Genomic DNA, 24,875 nt, shown 5'->3' with positions numbered 1-24,875 from the left:
GCATGTCTCCGGCGCCCCCCTGGGGCCGGGATGGTTCTTCGGCCGATCAGTCCTCGGCCTTCCTCTCCCGCTGCAGCACGACGGCGAGAATGACGATCACGCCCTGGATCGCGCCGTTGAGATACGGGCTGACGATCGAGGCGAGGTTCAGGATGTTGTCGATCAGGCTCAGGATCAGCACGCCGACCACCGCGCCCCAGACCCGGCCGAAGCCGCCCTTGAGCACGGTGCCGCCGATGATCACCGCCGCGATCGCCTCCAGCTCCCACAGCACGCCTGTGGAGCCCGAGGCCGAGCCGAGGCGCGGCACGTACATGATGGTCGCGACCCCCACCAGCAGCCCCAGCAGGGCGTAGGTGGCCATGCGGATCCGGTCCACGCGCACGGCGGAATAGCGGGCCACCTGCTCGTTGGCGCCGATGGCCGCGCAGTGCCGCCCGAAGGGGGCCGAGCGCATCGCCAGCTCCCCCAGGATCGCCACCAGCGCGAAAACGATGATCGGCCAGCTGATCCCGAACGGCCCGTCGTAGTAGACCGGGCGATAGAGCGAGCGCAGCTCGAAGCTCAGCGAGATCGTGCCCCCGTCCGCGAGCCAGGTGGTCAGCGAGCGATAGACGCCCATCGCGCCGAGCGTGACGATGAACGGCTCGATCCGCACGCGGGCGACCAGCGCGCCGTTGACCATGCCCGCGAACAGGCCCGTCAGCAGCGCCACGCCCATCCCCGCGACGATGGTGAAGACCGAGACGCCCAGCGGCTCGATCATCGCGTTCATCGCGAGGATGGTCACGCCGGCGGTGAAGGCCGACATCGAGCCGACCGACAGGTCGATCCCGCCGGCGGTGATCACGAAGGTCATGCCCACCGCGATGATGCCGATGAAGGCCGAGCGGGCGAGCACGTTCTGCACGTTGCCCGCCGAGAGGAAGTTGTCGTTCAGCGAGGCCCCCAGGATCACCAGCGCCGCCAGCGCCAGCAGCGGCCCCAGCACGTGCAGGTTGATCCGCCGGCGCGGGCGGCGGGGGGGCTCGGACTCCGTCGGGATGGCGTCGGCGGTCATGCGGGCTCGGGCTCCTTCTCGTCCAGGCCCATGGCCAGGCGCAGGATCGCGGATTCGGAGATCGCCTCCCCCTCCAGCTCGCCGGCGATGCGGCCGCGGTTCATCACCACGATCCGGTCGGCGAGCCCGATGACCTCGGGCAGTTCGGAGGAGACGACGATGACGCTCTTCCCCGCCGCGGCCAGCGCGGCGATGAAGGCGTAGATCTGGGATTTCGTGCCGATGTCGATGCCCCGGGTCGGCTCGTCGATGATCACGATCCCGGGCTCGGCCAGCATGGTCTTGGCCAGCAGCAGCTTCTGCTGGTTCCCGCCCGAGAGGCCGCCCGCGTCCATCGTCAGGTCGCGGGCGCGCAGGTCGAATTCCTCGACCGCGCGGGTCAGGGCGCGGGCCTCGGCGGCCTTGTCGATGCGCAGGCCGCCGCGGGTGAAACGGTCGAGCGCCAGCAGCGTCAGGTTCTCCTGCAACGGGAAGCCCAGCAGCAGGCCCTTTTCCTTGCGGTCCTCGGTCAGGTAGGCGAGGCCCGCCTCGCGCATCGCGCGGGGGTCCTCGGTCTTCACCTTGCGGCCGAAGACCTCGACCTCGCCGCGGGCCGGGCGCAGGCCGGCGACGCCCTCCATCAGCTCGGTGCGCCCGGCGCCGACGAGGCCGGCGAAGCCCAGCACCTCGCCCTTGCGCAGGCGGAACGAGGCGTCCCTGGCATGACCCGGCACGGTCAGGCCGCGCACCTCGAGCACGGTCTCGGCCCCGGGGACCGCCTTGGGCGGAAACAGGTTGGACAGCTCCCGGCCCACCATCGCCTCGGCCATCGCGTGCTCGGTGAAGCCCTCGGCCGCGCGCGAGGCGACGCGATGGCCGTCCCGCAGCACCGTCACCCGGTCGGCGATCCGCGCCACCTCGCCCAGCTTGTGGGAGGTGTAGAGGATCGCGGTCCCCTCCGCCCGCAGCCGCTCGATCTGCTCCAGCAGCACGTCGGTCTCGCGCGCGGTCAGCACGGCGGTCGGCTCGTCCATGATCAGCACGCGGGCGTTCTGACCGAGCGCCTTGGCGATCTCGACCATCTGCCGCTCGGGCACCGAGAGGTCGCGGCAGCGCAGCCGCGGATCCACGGTGCAGTCGAGCCGGGCCAGCAGGCGCCGGCACTCCGCCTGCATGTCCTTCGAGCGGAGGAACGGACCCCGGCGCAGTTCGCGGCCAAGGAACATGTTCTCCTCGACCGTCAGGGGCATGGCGAGGTTGAATTCCTGGTGGATCAGGATCACCCCCTCCGCCTCCGCCTCTCGGTGGGAGGCGAAGGCGGCCGGGCGCCCGTCCACCTCCAGCCCGCCGCCGGAGGGGGCCAGGTAGCCGCCCAGGATCTTCATCAGGGTGGACTTGCCGGCGCCGTTCTCGCCGATCAGGGCGTGGACCTCGCCGGGGTGCAGCTCGAAATCGACGTCGAACAGCACCTGGTTGGGGCCGAACAGACGCGAGATCCCCCGCGCCGCCAGGGTGGGGGCGGCCGCCGCGGCCTCTGGCGCCAGGGCGCTCACGTCAGCCTCGTCCACTTGCCGTCGCGCCCGGCCGAGGCGACGCAGGCCTCGACGAAGCGCACCCCGGCCAGCCCGTCCGCGACGCCGGGAACCAGCACCTCGGAGGAGAGCGCGGCGCCCTCGCGCCGCGCGCGGATGGCGCGGGCGGCCTCGACATAGATGTTGCCGAAGGCTTCCAGATAGCCCTCCGGATGGCCCGGGGGCACGCGCTGCAGGCGGGTGGCGGCGGGGCCGGCGGTGGCGCGGGTCAGGATCCGCGGAGCCTCGCCGAGCGGGGTGGCGATCAGGTGCTCGGGCGCCTCGTGGGACCACTCCAGCCCGCCCTTGTCGCCGTAAAGGCGCAGGGTCAGGCGGTTCTCGTTCCCCGGCGCGACCTGGCTGCACCACAGCGCGCCCTTGGCGCCCGAGGCGTAGCGCAGCATCGCCCGCGCGTCGTCGTCGAGCGTGCGGCCCGGCACGAAGCTGGTGATGTCGGCCGAGACCGCCTCCGGCGTCTCGCCCGCCACGAAGCCGGCGAGGTGGAAGGCGTGGGTGCCGATGTCCCCCAGCGCGCCCCCGGCGCCGGAGCGGGCGGGATCGGTGCGCCACTCGGCCTGCTTCGAGCCCTCGGTCTCGACCGCCGTCGCCAGCCAGTCCTGCACGTATTCGACCTGCACGCCGCGCAGGCGGCCGATGAAGCCCTCGGCGACCATGGCGCGGGCTTCGCGCAGCATCGGATAGCCGGAATAATTGTGGGTCAGGACGAAGAGCGCGTCGGATTTTTCCGCCTCGCCCGCTAGCTTCTTCGCCTCGGCGCCGGTCGCGGTCATCGGCTTGTCGCAGATCACATGGATGCCGCGGCGCAGGAAGGCGCGGGCGGGGGCGAAGTGGAGGTGGTTCGGCGTCACGATCGCCACCGCCTCGATCCCGTCCTTCAGCCGCGCCTCGCGCCTGGCCATCGCCTCGAAGTCGTCGTAGATCCGATCCGGCGAGAGGCCCAGCGCCGCCCCGCTCTCCTGCGCCCGCTCAGGGGTGGAGGAGAGGGCGCCGGCGACCAGCTCGAACTCCCCGTCCATGCGCGAGGCGATGCGGTGCACCGCCCCGATGAAGGCGTCCTTGCCCCCGCCCACCATGCCGAGGCGGATGGGGCCCGTGCGGCCGGCGAAGCGGCTCATCGGTCGAGCCCCAGCATCTTGCGGTTGGCGGCCTCGTCCGCGCCGCCGTCGGCGAAATCGTCGAAGGCGCGGTCGGTGACGCGGATGATGTGGTCGCGCACGAACTGCGCGCCCTCGCGGGCGCCGTCCTCGGGGTGCTTGAGGCAGCATTCCCACTCGACCACCGCCCAGCCGTCGAAATCCATCGCGGCGAGCTTGGCGAAGATCGCGCCGAAATCCACCTGACCGTCGCCCGGAGAGCGGAAGCGGCCGGCGCGGTCCACCCAAGCCTGGAAGCCGCCGTAGACGCCCTGGCGGCCGGTCGGATTGAACTCGGCGTCCTTGACGTGGAACATCCCGATGCGCTCGGCGTAATCGTCGAGATGCGCCACGTAATCCAGGCACTGCAGGACGTAGTGGCTGGGATCGTAGAGCATTTTCGCGCGGGAATGGTTCGCGACCCGCTCGAGGAACATCTCGAAACTGGCGCCGTCGTGCAGGTCCTCGCCGGGGTGGATCTCGTAGCAGATGTCCTGGCCCAGCTCCTCGGCGGCGTCCAGGATCGGGCGCCAGCGGGCGGCGAGCTCGTCGAAGGCGGCCTCGACCAGCCCCGCGGGGCGCTGCGGCCAGGGGTAGAGATAGGGCCAGGCCAGCGCGCCCGAGAAGGCCGCGATCCGGTCGAGGCCGAAGTTGCGCGAGGCTTGAAGCGTCAGCTTCACCTGCTCCACCGCCCAGTCCTGCCGGGCCTTGGGGTTCCCGCGGACCTCGGCCGGCGCGAAGCCCTCGAAGGCGAGATCGTAGGCGGGGTGAACGGCGACCAGCTGGCCCTGGATATGGGCCGAAAGCTCGGTGATCGCGACGCCCGCCTCGGCGGCCTGGCCGGCGATCTCGTCGCAATAATCTTTCGAGGACGCGGCGCGGGCCAGATCCAGGAACCGCCCCTCACCCGAGGGGACCTGGACGCCGGCATAGCCGCACTCGGCCGCCCAGCGGGTGATCGACCGCCAGTCGTCGAACGGCGCCTGGTCGCCGGCGAACTGCGCCAGGAACAGGCCGGGGCCCTGGATGGTCTTCACATGCGCCTCCCTGCGCCGCGCGCCGTGCCGTAGCGGATTCGGCGCTGCAATCGTTTGCACCGGAAGCTTGCAGAGGATGAAATCGTTTACAACCCCTTTTGCGCAGGCCAGATTGGCCGCGCTGCAACAAGGGGGCCCCCGGCGCGGATGAACGGAAGACCGGTCACGATCCAAGACGTCGCGCGCGAGGCGGGCGTCTCGACGGCCACCGTCAGCCGCACGCTCTCCAAGCCCTCTGTGGTGGCGAAACCGACCCGACAGGCGGTGCTGCGGGCGGTGCAGAAGACCGGCTACCAGGTGAACCACCTGGCGCGGAACCTGCGCCGGCAGCGAACGGGCAGCGTGATCGCGCTGGCCCCGAACCTCGCCAACCCGTTCTTCAGCCAGATTCTGGCGGGGATGTCGGCGGTGCTCAGCGCGCGCAACTACGGGCTGCTGATCGCCGACACCCAGATGGGCCCGGATCCGGACGAACGGCTGAGGCGCTATCTCGCCTCCGGCATGGCCGACGGGCTGGTCCTGTTCGACGGGGGGCTCTCGCCCGCGGCGCTGGACGTGCCCGGCCGCCCGCCGGTGGTCGCGGCGTGCGAGTGGCTGCCCGCAGACCTGCCCTCGATCCGGGTCGACAACGCCCATGGCGCGGCGCTGGCGGTGGACCATCTTGCCGACCTCGGCCACCGCCGGATCGGCCATGTCACGGGACCGCGCACCAACGTGCTGGCCCGCACCCGCAAGGACGGCTGGCGCGCGGCCATGGCCCGCCGCGGGCTGGAGGCGCGCGACAGCTGGATCTTCGAGGGCGACTTCTCGATGGACAGCGGCGCGCTGGCGGCCGAGCGCTGGGCCGCCGCCCCCGACCGCCCCACCGCCCTGTTCTTCGCCTCGGACGAGATGGCGGTGGGCTTCCTCGGCGCCCTGCGGCGGATCGGGGCGCAGGCGCCGCGCGACGTCTCGGTGGTGGGCTTCGACAACATCGAGGTCTGCGCCCACCTCTCCCCGGCGCTCACCACCATCCGCCAGCCCCGGACCCTGATCGGAGAGCGCGCGGCCGGCCTGCTGCTGGACCTGATCGGCGGCGGAACCGGCGAGGGGATCGAAGGCATGGTCGAGGTCGAGCTGGTGGTGCGCGACAGCACCGCCCCCCCGAGCTGAGCCCCCCGAGCCGAGGGGGGCTCAGGTCAGACCGTCGGCCCGAGCCGCGCTCAGGGCAGGCGGTCGAGCCAGCCCAGCTCCCGCGCCTGACGGGCCTCGAAGGCGGCGATCTCGGCGGCGTGGCCCAGCGTCAGGTCCACCACGTCGACCCCGCGCAGCAGGCAGTCGCGGCGGAAGCCGTCAACCTCGAAGCGATCCACGGCGCCGTCGGGACCGGTCAGGGCGCCCGCCTCCAGGTCGATGGCGATCTCGGCGCCCGGCTCGGCCTCCAGAGCGGCCAGAAGCGCCTCGATCCGGGCCTCGGGCAGGCGCACCGGCAGGGCGCCGTTCTGGAAGCAGTTGTTGAAGAAGATGTCGCCGAAGCTGGGGGCGACGAAGGCGCGAAAGCCGTTGTCGATCAGCGTCGTGACCGCCGACTCCCGCGACGAGCCGCAGCCGAAGTTGCGCCGGGCGACCAGGATCCGGGCGCCGGAGAACGCCGGCCGGTTCATCGGAAAGCCGGCGCGCGGCGCGCCGTCGGCATCCAGCCGCAGATCGTGGAAGCAGGCGGCCACCTGCTCCTCCCGCGGGCGGGCGAGGAAGCGCGCCGGGATGATCTGGTCGGTGTCCACATTGGCGAGCGGCAGCGGCAGGGCGGGGGCGCGCAGGGCGACGAAGGGCTCCATGGCGTGTCTCCTCACAGCATCCGGCGGACGTCGGCGAAGCGGCCCTCGACCGCCGCGGCCGCGGCCATGGCGGGGCTGACGAGGTGGGTGCGCACGCGCTGCCCCTGCCGTCCCTGAAAGTTGCGGTTGGTGGTCGAGGCGATCCGCTCTCCCGGCCGGCCGACGTCGCCGTTCATGCCCACGCACATCGAGCAGCCGGGCTCGCGCCACTCGACCCCCGCCTGGCGGAACACGGCGTCCAGTCCCTCGGCCTCGGCCTGCGCCTTGACCAGGCCCGAGCCGGGAACCACCCAGGCCGGGCGCGCGGTCTTGCGGCCGCGCAGCACGCGGGCGGCCTCGCGCAGATCCTCGATGCGGCTGTTTGTGCACGAGCCGATGAAGACGCGGTCCACCTCGATCCCCTCGATCGCAGCGCCCGGGGTCAGGCCCATGTAGTCCAGGGTGCGGGCCAGCCCCTCGCGCGAGGCGGCGTCGGGGGCGGCGGCGGGGTCGGGCACGCGGCCGTCGACCGGGCTCGCCTCCTCGGGGCTGACGCCCCAGGTGACCATCGGCGCGAGGGTCGAGGCGTCGAGCCGCGCCTCCCGGTCGAAGACGGCGTCGGGATCGGAGGGCAGCGCGCGCCAGTGGGCCAGCGCCCGGTCCCAGTCGGCGCCCTGCGGCGCGTAGGGGCGGCCTGCGAGATAGGCGAAGGCGGTCTCGTCGGGGGCGACCATGCCGGCGCGGGCGCCGGCCTCGATGGACATGTTGCACAGGGTCAGGCGGCCCTCGACGCTCAGCGCCCGCACCGCCTCGCCGGCGTATTCGATGACGTGGCCCGCGCCGCCGCCGGCGCCGATGGCCGCGATCATCGCCAGCGCCAGGTCCTTGGCGCTCACCCCCGCAGGCGCGAGCCCGTCGAAGGTGACGCGCATGGTCTTCGGGCGGCGCTGCCACAGGCATTGCGTGGCCATCACGTGGGCGACCTCGGACTGGCCGACGCCGAAGGCCAGCGCCCCCAGCGCCCCGTGGGTCGAGGTGTGGCTGTCCCCGCAGACCAGGGTCAGGCCGGGCTGGGTCACCCCCTGCTCGGGCCCGACCACATGGGCGATCCCCTGCCGCGCGTCGCCGAGATCGAACATCGTGAAGCCGTGGCGGGCGGCGTTGGCGGTCATCGTCTCCAGCGCCTTGCGGCGCAGGGGCGCCAGCGCCTCCGGCCCCGAGGCGACGAAATGGTCGGGCGTCCCGAACGAGCGGTCGGGCCGCCGCAGCGGCAGCCCCCGCTCATGCAGCTTGGCGAAACAGCCGCCGGAGCCGTCGTGCATCAGGTGCCGGTCGATATACAGCAGCGTGTAGCCGTCATCGCGCTCGACCACCGCGTGGCTGTCCCAGATGCGGTCGAAGAGGGTGCGCGGAGGCGCGGGGCGGGCGGTCATTCGGGGGATCCTCCCTGGCGCGTCGCGCGCCGTGATCGAGCGGCGCTCACTCGGCCGCGGCGCGCGCGCCGGCGTCGGCGGGGTCGCGGAAGGCGGTGCGGCGGCGGTCCCACTCGGCCGCGTCGAACTTCGCGAACAGCGCGCCGGGGGAGGAGCGGTTGGGCGGGAACCGCTCCTCCGCGAGATCCCGCAGCAGGGTGTCGCAGGCCTCGAAGATGCCGCGCAGCAGCAGGCCCGGGACGATCGAGACGGCGTAGCCCAGCGCCCGCGCGTCGGCGATGGGGACATCGGGGCTCTTGCCGCCGCGGACCATGTTCAGAAGGCAGGGGCCCTCGATCCGGCGGGGGATCTCGCGCACCTCGTCCATGGTCTGGGGCGCCTCGACGAAGATCAGGTCGGCGCCGGCGGCGCGGGCGAGGTTGCCCCGCGCGATGGCCTCCTCAAACCCCGCCGGGCCGCGGGCGTCGGTGCGCGCCACGATGACGAAGTCGGGCGACGTGCGCGCGGCGGCGGCGGCGCGGATCTTGGCGGCGAAATCCTCGCGGCTCGCCAGCTCCTTGTCGTCAAGGTGGCCGCACTTCTTCGGAAACGCCTGGTCCTCGATGTGGATCGCGGCGACGCCCGCCCTCTCGAACTCCTGCACCGTGCGCCAGACGTTCAGTTCGTTGCCATAGCCGGTGTCGGCGTCCGAGATCAGCGGCAGGTCCGAGGCGTCGACGATGCGCCGGGCGTTGGCCACCATCTCGGTCATCGTGATCAGCCCGTAGTCCGGGTAGCCCAGCGCCATCGAGGTGCCGGCCCCGGTCATGTAGACCGCCGGAAAGCCCGCGGCGGCGACCATGCGGGCGGTGATCCCGTCGATGGCGCCGGGGGCGACGAGCATCTCGCCCTTTGCCAGCAGGGCGCGGAGGGTCGCGGCATGGGTCGCGGCTGGGGTCATGACTTGGGCTCCTTGAAATCTCTGGCCGGGGTTTCCGGCGCGTCCAGCATGTCGAGGCCGAGGTCGTAGCGCAGGCGCATCCGGTCGGGCGGGGCCAGCATCTCGAGGTATTCGACCGCCCGCCCGTCGCGCGCGATCATCAGGCAGCGCAGGTCGATCAGGGCGGCGCCCACCGGCACCCCCAGCCGCGAGGCCGACAGCGGATCGGCCAGCGCGGCCGAGACCAGCTGCCGGGTGGCGGTGACCTCGGCCCCCGCGCGGGCCAGCAGGGCGTGGAGGGGCTGCTCGCCCAGTTCGGTCTCGGTCCAGGTCCGGCCCAGCGCCTCGGGCACGAACGAGGTCAGCACCCCGAAGGGCGCCCCGTCCTGAAAGCGCACGCGCACGGCGCGCTGGACCGGGGCCTCGGCCCCCCGCCACAGGCGCTTGGCCGCAAAGCCGCGGGCCTCGACGTAGTCGAACTCCAGCACCTTCGCGACGGTCTCGGCGCCCATGGCGATGATGTTGTCGACGATGGACCCGCCCGATGCGTTCAGCGGATAGCCCAGCCCCCGCACCCGCGTGCGCCGCCCGGCCCCCCGCTCGACCAGCCCCTGCTCATGCAGCGAGGCCATGGCCCGCCGCACCGTGATGCGCGAGACGCCGTAGAGCTCGGTCAGCTTCTCCTCGGTCGGCAGGGCGTCCCCCTCGGCATAGCGGCCCGAGGAGATCGCGTCGGCCAGCACCAGATACAGCTGATGGTGCAGCGGCGCGCCCTGCCCGCGGTCGAGGATCGTCTCTCCGCTCATGCGCCGTGCCCCGCGGGCGCCACGCCCCGGCGCAGGCGCCGGTCGATGGCCAGCAGCCCCATGTTGGCGGCGACCGCGAAGATCGAGATCAGGACCGCGACCGCCAGGATCGTCTCGACGTCATGCAGGTCGATGGCCTTCATCAAGAGGAACCCCAGGCCCCGCTGCGAGGCGAACAGCTCCCCCAGCATCGAGCCCAGAAGCGTCAGCGAGAAGCCCAGCCGCAGCCCCGCAAAGACCTCCGGCAGGGCCGCGGGCAGCAGCACGTGGCGGGCGCGCTGGGCCGGGCTCAGGCGCAGGGCGCGGGCGGTGCGGATCTGGACCGCGGGGATGTTGCGCACCGCGTTCAGGGTGAACAGCGCCACCGGAATGATGCCGTGGAACGCCCCGAAGGCGACCTTGGCCTGCATCCCCAGCCCGAACAGCAGCAGGATCACCGGATAGAGCGTCACCTTGGGGATCGAGTAGAGCGTCACCAGCACCGGCTCGGCCGCCTCTCCGGCGAGGCGCGAGCCGCCCAGCCCCAGGCCGATCAGCACGCCCCCCATCCAGGCGATCAGCAGCGCCTGCCCGAAGGCCATGGCGGTCTCGGCGAGATGGGGCAGGAAGCGAGCCTGCCCGACCATCTCGACCATGTGGGCCAGCGTCGGCGCGGGCGCGGTGATCGCCACGTCGCCGGCCAGCTCGTGGGCGAGCTGCCAGAGCACCAGGATCGCCAGGGTCACCACCGCGGGCCCCCGCAGGGCCCCCAGGGCTGCCAGCACAGGCCGCGCAGACGCGGCGACGGGTTCTGCGGCGGCGGTCACAGGCCCCTCCGTTTCAGCATCCGGCGCTCCCAGGCGAAGACGGTCATGTTGAACGTCGTCACCAGCGCCAGGACGATCAGGATCAGCGCGTACATGCGCCGGTTGTTGAAGTTGTCGTAGGCGTAGGCGATCTCGTGCCCGATGCCCTCGGTCGACATGATGAACTCGCCGGCGATGACGCCGATGAAGGAATAGGCCACCGCCAGCTTCAGCCCCGAGAGGATGTGCGGCGCCGCCGCCGGCAGGCGCACCCGCCAGATCTCGGAGGCCAGCGACAGCCGGTGCACCCGCGCCGTGCGCGCCAGCACCGAGGGCACCCGGTCGAGCCCCGCCATCGTCGCCAGGATCATCGCGACCATGGCAAACAGCGTCGCCAGCACGATCAGCGGCGTGCGCCCCAGTCCGAAGACCACGATCAGCAGCGGATAGAAGGCGATGTGCGGGATCGAGTAGTAGGAGGCGAGGAACGGCGACACCGCGCGCCTGAGCGGCGGGATCCGGGTCAGCGCGAAGCCCACGCAGAAGCCGCCCACGATCGCCAGCGCCATGGCGATGGCCACCGCCTCGACCGTCACGCCGAAGTGGCGCCAGAACTCGGGGTCGCCCAGCGCCTCGATCGCGCCGGCCAGCATCGCCGAGGGCGCGACGACCATCGTCGGCGGGATCGCGCCGGTCCGGCAAGCGATCTCGAGCGCGGCGACGGCCCCCACGATCACCGTGGTGCGCAGGATCGCGGCGGGGGTCATCGCGCGCCCCCCACGGGCGCCTCGGCCCCCTGCCCCATCGCGCGCAGGGATTCCCCGCGCAGCAGCGTCCACAGGCGCGAGGTGACGGCGCCGAACTCGGCCCTCTCCGCGAGGCTCGAGTCGCGCTCGCGGTCCCAGCCGGTCTCCACGATCTCGATGAAGCGGCCGGGGCGGGCCGACATCACCCCGATGCGGTCCGAAAGCAGGTTCGCCTCGTCCAGCGCGTGAGTGATCAGCATCACCGTGGCGCCGGTCTCGCGCCACAGACGCAAGAGCTCGTCGCCCATCAGCAGGCGGGTCTGCTGGTCGAGCGCGCCGAACGGCTCGTCGAGCAGGATCAGCCGCGGCTGCATCACCAGGGTGCGGGCGATGCACACCCGCTGGCGCATGCCGCCCGAAAGCTGGCTGGGATAGGCGTTGCGGAAATCGCGCAACCCCATGAAGCCGATGGCGAAATCGACCCTTCGCCGGGTCTCTCCGGCCTCGACGCCCGCGCGGCGCAGACCGAAGGCGACGTTGTCCTCGACCGAGAGCCAGGGGAAGCTCGCGTCCTCCTGGAACACCACCCCGACCCCGTCGGGCACGTCGCCGGCGATGCGGTTCCCCTCGAACTCAACCGTGCCCTCGGTGGGCGGCGCCAGCCCCGCCAACACGTCCAGCAGGGTCGACTTCCCGCAGCCCGAGGGGCCCACGACCGAGAAGAACTCCCCCTGCTTCAGGTCCAGGTCGATGGGCCCCAGCGCGTGCACGTCCGGCCCGCCGGAGCGGCCGGGATAGACCCGCGTCACGCCCCGCAGCCGCGCATGGACGGCCTCCGCCGCCCCCGCCTGGGGCGGGGGCGGGGCGACCTCGGCGAGCATCGTCGCGCTCACTGGATCGCCTTTCCGTCAAGCAGGCTGTCGTCGACATACTGCGTCCAGTCGAGCGGCAGCTCCACCAGGCCGACGGCGGCCATCATCTTGGCCATGCCGTCCATCGCGGCATAGTCGAAGGCGCCGGGCTTCCACCACTCGGGCGTCATCTCGCGGATGTTGGCCATGGCGGTGGCGATGGTCTGCGTGTCCATCCCGTAGGCCTTGGCGATCAGCTCCGCGGCCTCGTCGGGGTTGTCGTAGATGAACTGCACCGCGCGGGCGCGCACGGCGATGATGGCGCGCACGTCCTCGGGCCGCTCGGCCAGCATCTCGTCGGTGGCGATCCCCACGGTCGAGGCCGAGTAGGGGATCAGGTCGTTCATCCAGCTCAGCTTCTGGTAGGAGGTCCCGTCGGCCTGCTTGCGGGTGAAGATCGGCTCGGGGATGATGGCGACGTCGATCTCGTTATGCTCCAGCGCCGTCAGCCCGGCCGAGAAGCCGCCGATCGCGACCATCTCGACGTCGTCCGGCGTCAGCCCGGCGTTGTCGAGAATGCCGAGGAAGATCGCCTCGGACACCGACTTGGGCCGCGAGAACACCAGGCGTTTGCCCTTCAGATCCTCGACATTCTCCAGTTTCTCGCCGGGACGGGTGACCAGGTGGGCCGAGGACCCCGAGGTCCCCATCATCACGATGCGGATCGGGAAGCCTTCCTTGATCGCCGAGATCGCGGCCGGCAGGGCCACCTCGGCGAACGGCGTCTCGCCGGCCATCATGTTGCGCACCGAGGTGCCGCCGCCCTTCGAGGTCAGCACGCCGGTCACGTCGACGCCGGCTTCCTCGAAGTACCCCTTCTCCATCGCGACGGCATAGGGCGCGCCGTACATCAACGAGCCGTAGTGCGTGACCACGATCTCTTCGGCCTGCGCGGGGACGGCGGCGAACAGCCCCGCCCAGGCCAGCGCCGCGGCGCCGGCCAGCGTTCTCGTCACCTTCATGGTCTCCTCCCTGGAGCGTCCGGGGGCCTGTCGCCGCCGAATCGTTATAAGGTTATGACATTAGAACAATCGACTTCCCCGCCGTCAAACCAAACCGTCGAGCCAGACCTCCAGGCGGTTGCCGCAGCCGGGCCTTCGGGTGCAGACAGGACCCCCAGCCGCCCAGCCAGGACCGAACCGATGAGTGTGATCCGCCCCGACGACATCGTGGAAAGCGTGCGCGCGGCGCTGCAGTACATCTCGATCTACCACGCCCCCGACTACCTCGAGCGGCTGGTCGAGGCCTGGCATGCCGAGGAAAGCCCCCCCGCGAAGAACGCCATCGGCCAGATCCTGGAGAGCGCGCGGCTGGCCGCCCTCGGCCGCCGCCCGATCTGCCAGGACACCGGCATGGTCACGGTGTTCGCGAAACTGGGCCAGGGCGCGCGGATCGCCGGCGACCGGCCGCTGGACGCCCTGATCAACGAGGCGACGCGGCTCGCCTATCTCGACGCCGGCAACCCGCTGCGCGCCTCGATGGTGCGCGATCCGCTGTTCGAGCGCACCAACACCCGCGACAACACCCCCGCCGTCACCCATGTCGAGCTGACCACAGGCGAGACGCTGGAGCTGATCGTCGCCGCCAAGGGCGGAGGGTCGGAGAACAAGGCCCGCTTCACCGTCCTGAACCCCGCCGCCTCGGTCGAGGACTGGGTGGTCGAGACGGTGGCGGGCCTCGGCGCCGGCTGGTGCCCGCCGGGCGTGATCTCCATCGGCGTGGGCGGCAGCGCCGAGAAGGCAATGCTGCTGGGCAAGCGGGCCGCCCTCGATCCCATCGACATGGGCCGACTGCTGCGCGAGGGGCCCTCGAGCCGGATCGAGGAGATGCGCCTCGACCTCTACCACCGGATCAACGGACTGGGGATCGGGGCGCAGGGGCTCGGCGGCCTCGCGACGGTGGTGGACGTGAAGGTGGCGACCTATCCCACCCACGCCGCCTCCAAGCCCGTGGCGCTGATCCCGCAATGCGCCGCCAACCGCCACGCCCACCTGGTGCTGACCGGGGAGGGCGCGGTGACCCTGGCGCCGCCGCCGCTTTCGTCCTTCCCCGAGATCACGACCGTCGCCGCCGGCGCCGACGCGCCGCGCCGGGTGAACCTCGACACGCTGACCCGGGAGGAGGTGGCGGGCTGGACGATCGGCGAGACCCTGCTGCTGTCGGGCCGCCTGCTGACGGGCCGCGACGCCGCCCACAAGCGCATCGCCGAGACGCTGGCGAAGGGCGAGGCGCTGCCCGTCTCCCTCCGGGGCCGGGCGATCTACTATGTGGGCCCGGTGGACCCGGTGGGCGACGAGGTCGTCGGCCCCGCCGGCCCCACCACCGCCACCCGCATGGACGGCTTCACCGACATCATGCTCGACCAGGGCGTGCTGGCGATGATCGGCAAGGCCGAGCGCGGGGCGGCCACTGTCGACTCCATCGCCCGCCATGGCGCGAGTTACCTCGTCGCCGTCGGCGGCGCCGCGGTGCTGGTGGCCCGCGCGGTGCGCGAGGCCCGCATCCTCGCCTGGGAGGACCTCGGAATGGAGGCGATCCGCGAGTTCGTGGTCGAGGACATGCCGGTGACGGTCGCCGTCGACTCCGCCGGCGCCTCGGTCCACCGCGAGGGCCCGGCCCGCTGGCGTCGCCCCGCCCCCGCGCCGGCCGAAAGCTGACCTCCGCACCCCCGCGCGCGCCCGATCACGGCCGGCGCCCCGGGCTTGACCCGGGGCCTCCTGCGCACCGCCCGGCCCACGCCCCGTCCTGCGGCCACCCGCGGCGTGCGCGCGGGCCAACCGACCGCCGGCAGGGACGTCATGCCTCGCGCCTGACCGGCCGGCAGGCTCGGTTAAATCTTTCATCGCGCGGTTAACAGGATTATCACTCGGGGCCGAACACGGCCGCCGGATCGGAATCGACCCGGCCCGGAACCGATGAGGAGAGGATACGTCATGGCCGAGGCCTATATCGTGGACCACTGCCGCACCCCGCGCGGCATCGGCAAGGTCGGCAAGGGCGCGCTGGCCGACATGCATCCCCAGCACCTGGGCGCCGCGGTCCTGTCGGCGCTGCGCGAGCGCAACAACATCGACACCTCCAAGGTCGACGACATCGTCTGGGGCACCTCGAACCAGACCGGCAGCCAGGGCGGCGACCTCGGCCGGATGTCGGCGCTCGACGCCGGCTACGACGTGCGCGCCTCGGGCGTGACGCTGGATCGCTTCTGCGGCTCGGGCCTGACTGTCGCGGCGCTCGGCGCCTCGACCGTGATGGCCGGCTGGCAGGACGTGGTCATCGCCGGCGGCTGCGAGATGATGTCCTTCTCCTTCTCGCCCGAGGGTCGCCGCAAGGTCGGGCTCGACGGCGGCAACATGCGCCTGCGCGACGTCCACCCGCAGGTCGCCCAGGGCGTCTGCGCCGACGCCATCGCCACGCTCGAGGGCATCTCCCGCCGCGACACCGAGGAGCTGGCCGTCGAATCCCAGAAGCGCGCCGCCAAGGCCATCGAGGAGGGGCGCTTCGACAAGTCCCTGATCAAGGTCTACAAGGCCGACGGCACGCTGGCGCTGGACCATGAGGAGTTCCCGCGACCGCAGACCACGCTCGAGACGCTGGCCCAGCTGAAGCCCTCGTTCGAGGCGATGATGGACTTCCCGCTCGACGACAGCGGCGTCACCCATGGCGAGCTGATCCACCGGGCCTATCCCGACCTGAAGATCAACCACATCCACCACGCCGGCAACTCGTCGGGCGTCGTGGACGGCGCCGCGGCGATCCTGGTCGCCTCCAAGGAGGCCTGCGAGCAGAACGGCTGGAAGCCCCGCGCCAAGATCACCCACGCGGTGAACGCCGGCGACAGCCCCGAGCTAATGCTCAACGCCCCCGTCCCCGCCGCCCGCAAGGCGCTGGAGCGGGCCGGCCTGACGCCCGACGACATCGACCTGTGGGAGGTCAACGAGGCCTTCGCCGTGGTCGCCGAGAAGTTCATCCGCGACCTGAAGCTCGACCGCGACAAGGTCAACGTCTGCGGCGGCTCGATCGCGCTGGGCCATCCCATCGGCTGCACCGGCGCGATCCTGATCGGCACCCTGATCGACGAGCTGGAGCGTCAGGACAAGAAGCGGGGCCTGGTCACCATGTGCGCCGCCGGCGGCATGGCCCCCGCCCTGATCATCGAGCGGATCTGACGCCGCCGGGGCCCCTCCGGGCCCCGCCGGAACCGCGAACGCGGCGCCCCTCGGGCGCCGCGTTCTTCGTTTCGCCCGCCTGTTGACCCGACCTCAGCCGGGCGCGTTGGCCAGAATCCGACGCGCCTTCTCCAGCAGCGGCTTGTCGACCATCTTGCCGTCGACGCGCACCGCGGCGCCGGCGGCCTCGGCCATGGCGGTCTCGATCCGGGCGGCCCAGGCGAGCTCGGCCTCCGAGGGCGAGAAGCCCGTGTTCACCGGCCCCACCTGCGCGGGGTGGATGCACAGCTTGCCCCCGAAGCCCAGGGCGCGCACCCGCAGCACGTCGGCGCTCAGCCCGTCGGAGTCCTCGAGCTCGACCCGCACCCCGTCCACCGGCGGCGGCAGGCCCGCGAGGCGCGAGGCGAGCACGATCTCGAACCGCGCGGGGTCCAGCGCCGGATCGGGCGGGTCCATCCCCATGTCGGCCGAGAAATCGAGGTTCCCGAAGGCCAGCCGCGCCACGCCGGGCATCCGCGCCGCCTCGCGCAGGGACGCGAGGCCCGCGGCCGTCTCGACCAGCGCCAGAAGCGGGCGCCCGGGCAGCCGCGCCGCCACGGCGGCCAGCGCCGAGGGCTCGGCCTTGGGGACCATCACCCGCGCCTCGGAGGCGTACGACAGCATCGCGAGGTCATCCTCGAACCACGGCGTGCCCTCGCCGTTGATCCGCACCAGCCCGGCGCCGCCGTCGGCCAGCCAGCTCGAGACATGGGCCCGCGCCTCGTCCTTCTGGTCGGGGCCGACGGCGTCCTCGAGATCGAGGATGATCGCGTCGGCGCCCGCCGCGGCGGCCTTGGCGAAACGGTCCGGGCGCAGGCCGGGGACGAACAGGTAGCTGCGGGGATCGGTCATCGCCTCAGCCTCCGATCCGGGCTTCGAACCGGGCGGAGGCCTTCATGCACAGCTCCCCCTCCGGTCCGCGGGCCCACAGCGCCATGGTCTCGGGCGTCTCGCCCTTCGCGGCCTCGAGCTGGAAGGGCCGGTCGACGAAGATCGGCGACATGCCGCGGAACTCGAACCCCGCCAGCCGCTGGTCGGGACGCAGGCCCTGGGCCAGCGCCTGCAAGAGCGTGGCGGTCAGAGGCCCGTGAAACACCAGGTCGCGATAGCCTTCCTCCTGCGTCGCATAGGGGCGGTCGTAGTGGATCCGGTGCCCGTTGAAGGTGATCGCCGAATAGCGGAACAGCAGCACCGGGTCGGGGGTCACCGCCTCGGAGTGCTCGGCCCCCTCGGGCGCGGGGGCGGGCTTGGGGGCCGGGGCGCCGGGCTCGGGCGGGGCGCGGTAGACGATGTCCTGCTCCTCCTCGATGCACAGCGTCCCGCCCGCCGAATAGCGGTGGCGCACGGTGACGAAGCACAGCCGGCCCGAGCGGCCGGATTTCTCCGAGACGTCGAGGATCTCGCTCTCGCGCTCGGCCATCGCGCCCACCGGCAGGGGGGCGAGGTAGGCGATGCGGCTGCCCGCCCACATCCGCCGCGGCAGGCCGGTGTCGGGCAGGAAGCCGCCCAGCCTGGGGTGCCCGTCATGGCCGATGTCCGAGCGGCGCGCGGCCCCGTTGAAGAACAGCCACTGCCAGCCCGGAGGCAGCGCCTCGCCCTCGGCCGGGGGCGTGGCGATGTCGAGCGTGGCGGCCATGGCGGCGACGCTGGCCGGGGCGATCGCCTCTGCGCGCGTCTCCGTCCGCCCGATCGCCGCCGCGGGGTCCTGCGCGGTTCCTGCCGTTGCCATCCCGTGCCTCGTTTCTCTGTTGCCGCCGATGCTTCGGCCCCGACCTGCCGGCAGGCGGGGCCGAGGCCCTGCCTATCCTTAACCGGCCTCGCGGGACAGTCCCGCCGCGCGCGGCGTCGTCGCCTGCGGCCGGGGGCAGCCGCGCACCTGCTGGGCGATCCGCTCGAGCTGATCGGCCAGCGGCGAGCTGCGCCGCCAGACCATGCCGATGGTGCGCTTCGGCCGCGGCGGCGACAGCCGCGCCACAGAGACCGGGGCCGAGGCCGTCTCGACCCGCACCGCCATCTCGGGGATCAGGGTCACGCCGATGCCCACCGCCACCATCTGCACGAGGGTGGCGAGCGTGCTGCCCTCCATCAGGTCGCGGGGCGGCGCCGCGCCCAGGCCGCAGAAGCTCAGCGCCTGGTCGCGAAAGCAGTGCCCCTCCTCGAGCAGCAGCAGGCGCATCTCGCGCAGGGACTCGGCGCTGGGCGCCGGGCGACCGGCGTCGGCCTGCGGGCGCACCAGCACGAATTCCTCCTGGAACAGCGGCGTCTCGGCGAGCGCGGGCTCCGAGATCGGCAGCGCCACGATCGCCGCATCCAGCCGCCCATCCAGCAGATCGCGCACCAGGGTCCGGGTCACGGTTTCCCGCGGTCGGATCTCCAGCTCCGGCCAGGTCTCGGCCAGGTCCTTCATCAGCGCCGGCAGCAGGTAGGGGGCGACGGTGGGGATCACCCCCAGCCCCAGCCGCCCGACGAAGGGGCGCTGCGAGGCGCGCGCGAGATCCTCGATCTCCTCCACCGCGCGCAGCACCTCGCGGGCGCGGGGGGCCAGCGCCTCGCCCAGACGGGTCAGCCGGATCTCGCGCGGGCCGCGCTCGACCAGGGGGGCGCCCAGCAGCGCCTCCAGCTCCTTCATCTGCACCGAGAGCGCGGGCTGCGAGATGGCGCAGGCCTCCGCCGCCCGGCCGAAATGGCGCAGGCGGGCCAGCGCCTCGAAGTATCGCAGCTGCCGGATGGTCACGCTTGCCATAACCGAAACCTATCACCGCGATTGAAATTTCGCAATTTTACTAATTCTAAAAAGTGCTAGAAGGGCGCTGCGGATCTTGCGCGGATTCGCGGCGGCCGGCCGGGCGCCCCTCCTCTGCGGAGGCGGCGCCGCCCGGGCCGCGCGGCCCGCGCGCCCAGGGACGCTGCGCCGAGACGCGGGCGCGGAAACTTAGGAGAGACCTCCCCATGGACGGCAACGACATCAATCCGGCGGGCAAGTGCCCGGTGATGCACGGCGGGCTGACCGTCATGGGCCAGACGGTGACCGACTGGTGGCCCAATGCGCTGAACCTGGACATCCTCCACCAGCATGACGCGAAGTCGAACCCGATGGGCCCCGACTTCGACTACCGCGAAGAGGTCAAGACCCTCGACGTTGAGGCGCTGAAGGCCGACCTGCGCGCCCTGATGACCGAGAGCCAGGACTGGTGGCCGGCCGACTGGGGCTCCTACGTCGGCATGTTCGCCCGCGTGGCGTGGCACGCGGCCGGCTCCTACCGCCTGGCCGACGGGCGCGGCGGCGGCGGCACCGGCAACCAGCGCTTCGCGCCGCTGAACTCCTGGCCCGACAACGTCAACACCGACAAGGGCCGCCGCCTGCTGTGGCCGATCAAGAAGAAGTACGGCAACAAGATCTCCTGGGCCGACCTGATGATCCTGTCGGGCACCATCGCCTATGAGGTCGCCGGCCTGAAGACCTTCGGCTTCGCCTTCGGGCGCGAGGACATCTGGTCCCCCGAGAAGGACACCTACTGGGGCGCCGAGAAGGAGTGGCTGGCCCCCTCCGACGCGCGCTACAAGGACGTCTCCCAGCCCGAGACGATGGAGAACCCGCTCGCCGCCGTGCAGATGGGCCTGATCTACGTGAACCCCGAGGGCGTGAACGGCCGGTCCGACCCGATGGCCACCGCCGCCCAGGTGCGCGAGACCTTCGCCCGCATGGCGATGAACGATGAGGAGACCGCGGCCCTGACCGCCGGCGGCCACACCATCGGCAAGTCCCACGGCAACGGCAACGCCGCCGACCTGAGCCCCGAGCCCGAGGCCGCCGGCCCCGAGTATCAGGGCATCGGCTGGATGAACACCAAGGGCCGCGGCATCGGCCGCGACCAGGTCGTCTCGGGCATCGAGGGCGCCTGGACCACCCATCCCACCCAGTGGGACATGGGCTGGTTCGACATGCTGTTCGATCACGAGTGGGAGCTGACCAAGTCCCCCGCCGGCGCCAACCAGTGGAAGCCGGTCTCGATCGCCGAAGAGGACATGCCGGTGGACGTCGAGGACCCCTCGATCCGCTGCATGCCGATGATGACCGACGCCGACATGGCGATGAAGGTCGACCCGGTCTACAACGCGATCTGCCAGAAGTTCCGCGCCGATCCCGTGTACTTCTCCGAGACCTTCGCCCGCGCCTGGTTCAAGCTGACCCACCGCGACATGGGCCCCAAGGTCCGCTACATCGGCCCCGACGTGCCCGCCGAAGACCTGATCTGGCAGGACCCGATCCCCGCAGGCCCCACCGGCTGGGACGTCGAGGGGGCCAAGGCGAAGATCGCCGCAACCGGCCTGACCACGGCCGAGCTGGTCGCCACCGCCTGGGACAGCGCGCGCACCTACCGCGGCTCGGACATGCGGGGCGGCGCCAACGGCGCGCGCATCCGCCTCGCCCCGCAGAAGGACTGGGCGGGCAACGAGCCCGCGCGCCTGGCCAAGGTTCTGGGCCTGCTCGAGGGCGTCGCGGCCCAGGTCGGCGCCTCGCTGGCCGACATCATCGTGCTGGCGGGCAATGTGGGCGTCGAGCAGGCGGCCAGGGCCGCGGGCGTCGAGGTCACGGTTCCCTTCTCCCCCGGCCGCGGCGACGCGACCGACGAGATGACCGACGCCGAGTCCTTCGAGCCGCTCGAGCCGCTGGCCGACGGGTTCCGCAACTGGCTCAAGCAGGACTACGTCGTCTCGCCCGAGGAGATGATGCTCGACCGCGCCCAGCTGATGGGCCTCACGGCGCCCGAGATGGTGGTGCTGGTCGGCGGCATGCGGGCGATGGGCGCGAACCACGGCGGCGCCGCGCACGGGGTGTTCACCAGCCGTCCCGGCGCGCTGACCAACGACTTCTTCGTGACGCTCACGGACATGGTCTACAGCTGGAAGCCGACGGGCGAGGGGCTCTACGCCATCGTCGACCGTCGCGACGGGCAGACGAAGTTCACGGCCACCCGCGCCGATCTGGTGTTCGGCTCGAACTCGATCCTGCGCGCCTATGCCGAGGTCTACGCCCAGGACGACGCCGGTCCCAAGTTCGTGAAGGACTTCGTGGCCGCCTGGACCAAGGTGATGAACGCGGATCGCTTCGACCTGGCCTGATCCGGCCCTCGCCGCTTCGGCCCGCCCGCGCGGCGGGCCGCCCCTCGACCGCGCCACTCGACCGCGCCCCTGGGCGCGGTCGTTCCGGTTTCGGCCCCAGGCGCGCCCCGGGCTTGCCCCGGGGCCTCCCGGCGCCGCGCCCCGGGCGTCGCGTGCGAGGCCTCGCCCTCCCCTCGGCGACGCCAAACCGGCTCGAGCCCCGCCGCGCCCCCGGCCCAGGCCAGCACCCCGTTGACCCGGACGCCCGCGATCCCCTCGGCCGGACGCAGGCGATCGTCATGTTCGGCAGCGTCGAGGGCCCGCAGCACGTGGCGACCGACCAGCGGGACGACGTTGCAGCCCGGCGCGAACTCCCGCACCGCGTCGAGAAAATCCCCCAAGCGCGATCAGGAGCACCGGATCCGGGGATCGAGGAAGGCGCAGGCGACGTCCGCGATCAGCGCGGCCAGCGCCACGACGGTCGCGAAGAACAGGATGAAGCCCTGGATCAGGGGATCGTCGCAGGCGAACACCGCCTCGATGGCGAGGCGCCCGCCCCCGTTCCAGGCGGAGACGTTCTCGACCCCGACGGCCCCGCCCATCCGCCAGGCGACCCGCAGGCCCATCGCGGCGACGATGGGCGCCGGGATTGCGCCACAGCTGGCGGAGGCTGTCGGGGTCGCAGGGACAGCCGTGCCGCTCGCAGAACTCCCGGTCGTTGCCGAAGACGCCGCGCGCGACAGGACACCATTCGCGGGTGATCAGCGCGCCGCAGATGATCTCGATGGACATCTGCGGATCGGTGGCGCAGGCGGCCGCCTGGCGGGCGCGAGCCCGTAAAGTGCCAGAACACGTCATGGCAGGTGACCCCCCCTCGGCCAGCTGGAACGTGCAGGTCAGCCCGTCGTCCGAGACCCCCCGGCTTTCGGCCATGTCAGGGCCCGGGGGCGCCCTCCATGCCGAAGGCCAGCAGCGTGTCGTGGATCTGGTCCCAGACCGACATCGAGAGGGTCGAAGTCGCCCGATCCGGGTCCAGCGACTCCGCGTCCCCGAGGCGCGCCCACACCAGCTCGGCGGCCTGCGCCGCGCCCCCTTCGGTCAGGGCGGCGGACAGGGCTCCCCCGCTGACCGGCCTTCGATGACATCATGGCCTCGCTCTCGCCCCCGCGCCGAACATCTGGTGGCGAAAGCCCAAGGGGATTTGCGCAGGCAGCCAGAATATTCTCGTTTCTGGCGGTTTCATCTTCACAAGCGACTCGCCTTGCCGTGCAGCGCGCGGCCAACGACTCGCCTGGGGAACCTGGTCGGCTCAGCCCACAGCCTCCGATGAACCGCCCACTCGGCGTGAATCTCCTCGATGGCGCGGAGGCCGTCGGCAGCCGGACCACCGATCCGCCCGGCCAGCGTGGCGCAGAGGCGGTTCGGCAGGCCGACCGTGGCGGTCATCGAGTCGACAGTCGTCGGCCCGTGCGCCCGGCTGCGCAGCACCACCGCGGCGTGGGCGATGCCGACATCGTCCAGCCGCCGGGACAGCCGCGCGGCGGTGGCCTTGGACACGCCCGCCCGCTCGGCCAGCGACCCGGCGGCCTCGTGGCGGAGGGCGCCGAGGTCCAAGAGCAAAAGGGCCGCCAGCCGCCGCTCGCCTCAGGCTGTGTCGTCACAGGCGGCCAGGATGCGGCGGCCGATGGGCTCCGCGGGCATCTCGATCCCTCCGGGCGTCTCGCGGGGGGGATGACGGGCCGGGGAGGGGGGGCGCCGGCCAGCGGGATCCTGACCCTCCGCGCCCGGGGCTCGGGTCAGGCCGCCCGCGCGGCCGGCGAGGCGGCGGCCAGCGCCAGCCCGTCGACGATCGAGCCGAAGGCGTCCGACCGCTCGATCCGCGCCTTCGGGCAGGCCGCGGCCGCCTCCTCGGCGACCAGCCCCATCAGCGAGGAGCCGCCGACCAGGATCACCGAGCCGATCCCCTCGGCCGCCACGCCTGCGCGGCGCAGCGTCTCGTCCATCGCCGCGCGCAGGTCGCCGCGGAAACCGCGCAGCGCGGCGTCGAGCGAGGCCGGAGAGATCGGCGCGCGCAGAGCCCGCTCGACGCAGGCCATGTCGATCGCGGCGCCGGCCGCGCCGCCGTTGGCCGCGATCTTGCCGGCCTCGACCGCGAAGGCGAGCTCATGGCCGCGCTGGTCGCGGATCACCCGCGCGAGGCGGGTCATCGCGGCGGCGTCGACGGCCTCCTTGGCCATGCCCTCGACCAGGCGCTCGGTCTCGCGGGTGTAGAGGAAGGGGATCGTGGCCCAGGTGGACAGCTCGACATAGGTGGCGTTGGGGACCGGGCGCAGCGCGCCGCTCATCGGCTCACGCAGCTCTCCGTGCAGGCCCAGCAGCGGCATCGCGTGGGTCATCGAGACGGCGTGGTCGAAGTCGGTGCCCCCCAGCCGCACGCCGTGGGAGGCGAGGATCGCCACCTGGCCCGCCTCGACCCGGAAGGCCGAGAAATCCGAGGTGCCGCCGCCGATGTCGACCACCAGCCCGACCTCGCCGGCCCGCCCCAGCCCGTGGGCGGCGAGCGCGGCGGCCTCCGGCTCGAACATGAAGGCGACGTCCTCGAAACCGGCGGCGAGGTAGCAGGCGCGCAGATCCGCCTCGGCCCGCGCGTCGCGCGCGGGGTCGGCGTGAAAGCGCACCGGGCGGCCCGAGAGGGCTGTGTCGAAGCGCCGGCCGGAGGCGGCCTCGGCCCGCGCCTTCACCTCGGCGAGGAAGGCCGCGACCACATCGGCCAGCGTGCGCCGGCGCCCGCCGAGCAGGCGCTGTTCGTGGAACACGGCGGTTCCCAGCACGCTTTTCAGGGCGCGCATGTAGCGGCCCTCGTCGCCCTCGATCAGCGCCTCGGCCGCGGCGGCGCCGATGCGCATGGGGCCCTCGAGGGGAAAGAACACCGCCGTGGGCAGCGTGTCCGAGGCGCCCTCGACGGGCAGGCGGCGGGGCGTGTCGCCCTCCAGGATCGCGGCGGCCGAGTTGGAGGTTCCGAAGTCGAGGGCGAGGGGGCTGGCGGACATCGGGAGCTCCTGTCGGTCGGGCGATCGCGGCGGGACCGCGCGGCTATCCGATCCCTCGCCCGACGGCAACGATTCGGCGCCTGCCGGCGCGGAGAAGAGCGCCGCGTCGGGCCTCGCGCCCGTGCCACGGTCCCGCCCGCGGCGCGGTTCGGGCGAGGCGCCTTCTGGGCGCCGTCTCCCGCGACGGGCGTCGCGCGACGCCGGCAGGCGGAGGGCCGGGCGCCGCGGCCGGAGGCCTCCCAACCTCCGGCGCCGGCGCCGGCGGGACCGGGCGCCCCCGCCCGCAACGCGCCGCGGGCGGAACCGACAGGCCGGGC

Annotated in this window: 23 protein-coding genes; 4 read left to right on the top strand and 19 right to left on the bottom strand. The window is 72.5% G+C overall.

The window, feature by feature from the left end; genetic code table 11:
* Nucleotides 1-46 precede the first annotated feature (46 nt).
* Genes AAC134_RS01845 through AAC134_RS01830 form a run of 4 tightly spaced genes read right to left on the bottom strand, consistent with a single transcriptional unit; the run spans nucleotide 47 to nucleotide 4,801 of the window.
* A complete protein-coding gene (locus tag AAC134_RS01845) occupies nucleotides 47-1,060 on the bottom strand; it encodes an ABC transporter permease (protein WP_339947328.1) in 1,014 nt (337 codons plus the stop codon).
* Nucleotides 1,057-2,592 (bottom strand): sugar ABC transporter ATP-binding protein, encoded by a 1,536-nt coding sequence (locus AAC134_RS01840; RefSeq protein ID WP_339947327.1) that lies wholly within the window; start codon nucleotides 2,590-2,592, stop codon nucleotides 1,057-1,059. Before AAC134_RS01840 ends, AAC134_RS01845 begins: the two co-directional genes overlap by 4 nt.
* Nucleotides 2,589-3,746, bottom strand: a complete 1,158-nt coding sequence (locus tag AAC134_RS01835; RefSeq protein WP_339947326.1) for a Gfo/Idh/MocA family oxidoreductase — start codon at nucleotides 3,744-3,746, stop codon at nucleotides 2,589-2,591. Before AAC134_RS01835 ends, AAC134_RS01840 begins: the two co-directional genes overlap by 4 nt.
* The gene (locus tag AAC134_RS01830; RefSeq protein WP_339947325.1) at nucleotides 3,743-4,801 is read right to left on the bottom strand and encodes a sugar phosphate isomerase/epimerase; all 1,059 of its coding nucleotides are present in this window, start codon (nucleotides 4,799-4,801) and stop codon (nucleotides 3,743-3,745) included. Before AAC134_RS01830 ends, AAC134_RS01835 begins: the two co-directional genes overlap by 4 nt.
* A gap of 147 nt (nucleotides 4,802-4,948) precedes the next feature.
* On the opposite strand from AAC134_RS01830, the gene AAC134_RS01825 reads away from it, so the two are divergent.
* Nucleotides 4,949-5,953, top strand: coding sequence for a LacI family DNA-binding transcriptional regulator (locus AAC134_RS01825; RefSeq protein WP_339947324.1), 1,005 nt, complete (start codon nucleotides 4,949-4,951; stop codon nucleotides 5,951-5,953).
* 50 nt (nucleotides 5,954-6,003) lie between these two features.
* On the opposite strand, the gene leuD is transcribed toward AAC134_RS01825, so the two are convergent.
* Genes leuD through AAC134_RS01785 form a run of 8 tightly spaced genes read right to left on the bottom strand, consistent with a single transcriptional unit; the run spans nucleotide 6,004 to nucleotide 13,159 of the window.
* Nucleotides 6,004-6,618, bottom strand: coding sequence for a 3-isopropylmalate dehydratase small subunit (gene leuD / locus AAC134_RS01820; protein WP_339947323.1), 615 nt, complete (start codon nucleotides 6,616-6,618; stop codon nucleotides 6,004-6,006).
* 11 nt (nucleotides 6,619-6,629) lie between these two features.
* Nucleotides 6,630-8,030, bottom strand: coding sequence for a 3-isopropylmalate dehydratase large subunit (gene leuC / locus AAC134_RS01815; protein WP_339947322.1), 1,401 nt, complete (start codon nucleotides 8,028-8,030; stop codon nucleotides 6,630-6,632).
* A gap of 46 nt (nucleotides 8,031-8,076) precedes the next feature.
* A complete protein-coding gene (locus tag AAC134_RS01810) occupies nucleotides 8,077-8,970 on the bottom strand; it encodes an isocitrate lyase/PEP mutase family protein (RefSeq protein WP_339947321.1) in 894 nt (297 codons plus the stop codon).
* Nucleotides 8,967-9,755: a GntR family transcriptional regulator gene (locus tag AAC134_RS01805; RefSeq protein WP_339947320.1), complete on the bottom strand. Its 789-nt coding sequence runs from the start codon at nucleotides 9,753-9,755 to the stop codon at nucleotides 8,967-8,969. The genes AAC134_RS01810 and AAC134_RS01805 overlap by 4 nt, the downstream gene beginning before the upstream one ends.
* Nucleotides 9,752-10,561 (bottom strand): ABC transporter permease subunit, encoded by an 810-nt coding sequence (locus AAC134_RS01800; protein WP_339947319.1) that lies wholly within the window; start codon nucleotides 10,559-10,561, stop codon nucleotides 9,752-9,754. Before AAC134_RS01800 ends, AAC134_RS01805 begins: the two co-directional genes overlap by 4 nt.
* Nucleotides 10,558-11,307: an ABC transporter permease gene (locus tag AAC134_RS01795; RefSeq protein WP_339947318.1), complete on the bottom strand. Its 750-nt coding sequence runs from the start codon at nucleotides 11,305-11,307 to the stop codon at nucleotides 10,558-10,560. The genes AAC134_RS01800 and AAC134_RS01795 overlap by 4 nt, the downstream gene beginning before the upstream one ends.
* The gene (locus AAC134_RS01790; protein WP_339947317.1) at nucleotides 11,304-12,179 is read right to left on the bottom strand and encodes an ABC transporter ATP-binding protein; all 876 of its coding nucleotides are present in this window, start codon (nucleotides 12,177-12,179) and stop codon (nucleotides 11,304-11,306) included. The genes AAC134_RS01795 and AAC134_RS01790 overlap by 4 nt, the downstream gene beginning before the upstream one ends.
* Nucleotides 12,176-13,159: an ABC transporter substrate-binding protein gene (locus AAC134_RS01785; RefSeq protein WP_339947316.1), complete on the bottom strand. Its 984-nt coding sequence runs from the start codon at nucleotides 13,157-13,159 to the stop codon at nucleotides 12,176-12,178. Before AAC134_RS01785 ends, AAC134_RS01790 begins: the two co-directional genes overlap by 4 nt.
* A 180-nt stretch (nucleotides 13,160-13,339) precedes the next feature.
* On the opposite strand from AAC134_RS01785, the gene AAC134_RS01780 reads away from it, so the two are divergent.
* Together AAC134_RS01780 and AAC134_RS01775 are read left to right on the top strand one after the other, a co-directional pair.
* Entirely contained in the window at nucleotides 13,340-14,854 is a 1,515-nt protein-coding gene (locus AAC134_RS01780; protein WP_339947315.1) for a fumarate hydratase, read from the top strand.
* A gap of 276 nt (nucleotides 14,855-15,130) precedes the next feature.
* On the top strand, nucleotides 15,131-16,366 hold the full coding sequence (locus AAC134_RS01775; RefSeq protein ID WP_339947314.1) for an acetyl-CoA C-acetyltransferase: 1,236 nt from the start codon (nucleotides 15,131-15,133) through the stop codon (nucleotides 16,364-16,366).
* 93 nt (nucleotides 16,367-16,459) lie between these two features.
* Here the strand turns inward: AAC134_RS01775 and AAC134_RS01770 are convergent, their stop codons facing one another.
* The 3 genes from AAC134_RS01770 to AAC134_RS01760 form a co-directional block, all read right to left on the bottom strand.
* Nucleotides 16,460-17,257 carry a CoA ester lyase gene (locus tag AAC134_RS01770; protein ID WP_339947313.1) on the bottom strand — a complete coding sequence of 266 codons (798 nt, stop codon included), beginning with the start codon at nucleotides 17,255-17,257 and terminating at the stop codon, nucleotides 16,460-16,462.
* Nucleotides 17,258-17,261: 4 nt separating this feature from the next.
* On the bottom strand, nucleotides 17,262-18,134 hold the full coding sequence (locus AAC134_RS01765; RefSeq protein WP_339947312.1) for an acyl-CoA dehydrogenase: 873 nt from the start codon (nucleotides 18,132-18,134) through the stop codon (nucleotides 17,262-17,264).
* A 78-nt stretch (nucleotides 18,135-18,212) separates the two neighbouring features.
* A complete protein-coding gene (locus AAC134_RS01760) occupies nucleotides 18,213-19,148 on the bottom strand; it encodes a LysR substrate-binding domain-containing protein (RefSeq protein ID WP_339947311.1) in 936 nt (311 codons plus the stop codon).
* Nucleotides 19,149-19,354: 206 nt separating this feature from the next.
* Here AAC134_RS01760 and katG point away from each other — a divergent pair, with 206 nt between their 5' ends.
* Entirely contained in the window at nucleotides 19,355-21,529 is a 2,175-nt protein-coding gene (gene katG, locus AAC134_RS01755) for a catalase/peroxidase HPI (RefSeq protein ID WP_339947310.1), read from the top strand.
* A 386-nt stretch (nucleotides 21,530-21,915) separates the two neighbouring features.
* Here katG and AAC134_RS01750 read toward each other — a convergent pair whose 3' ends face one another.
* From AAC134_RS01750 to AAC134_RS01735, 4 genes are all read right to left on the bottom strand, one after another.
* A complete protein-coding gene (locus tag AAC134_RS01750) occupies nucleotides 21,916-22,146 on the bottom strand; it encodes an ABC transporter permease subunit (RefSeq protein ID WP_339947440.1) in 231 nt (76 codons plus the stop codon).
* A 296-nt stretch (nucleotides 22,147-22,442) separates the two neighbouring features.
* A complete protein-coding gene (locus tag AAC134_RS01745) occupies nucleotides 22,443-22,574 on the bottom strand; it encodes a hypothetical protein (RefSeq protein ID WP_339947309.1) in 132 nt (43 codons plus the stop codon).
* 179 nt (nucleotides 22,575-22,753) lie between these two features.
* The gene (locus AAC134_RS01740; RefSeq protein ID WP_339947308.1) at nucleotides 22,754-23,065 is read right to left on the bottom strand and encodes a hypothetical protein; all 312 of its coding nucleotides are present in this window, start codon (nucleotides 23,063-23,065) and stop codon (nucleotides 22,754-22,756) included.
* 239 nt (nucleotides 23,066-23,304) lie between these two features.
* On the bottom strand, nucleotides 23,305-24,558 hold the full coding sequence (locus AAC134_RS01735; protein ID WP_339947307.1) for an Hsp70 family protein: 1,254 nt from the start codon (nucleotides 24,556-24,558) through the stop codon (nucleotides 23,305-23,307).
* Between the last annotated feature and the right edge of the window lie 317 nt (nucleotides 24,559-24,875).

The sequence above is a fragment of the uncultured Albimonas sp. genome, assembly GCF_963977235.1.
GTDB lineage: Bacteria > Pseudomonadota > Alphaproteobacteria > Rhodobacterales > Rhodobacteraceae > Albimonas.
This window is presented reverse-complemented; position numbering and strand designations above follow the sequence as displayed.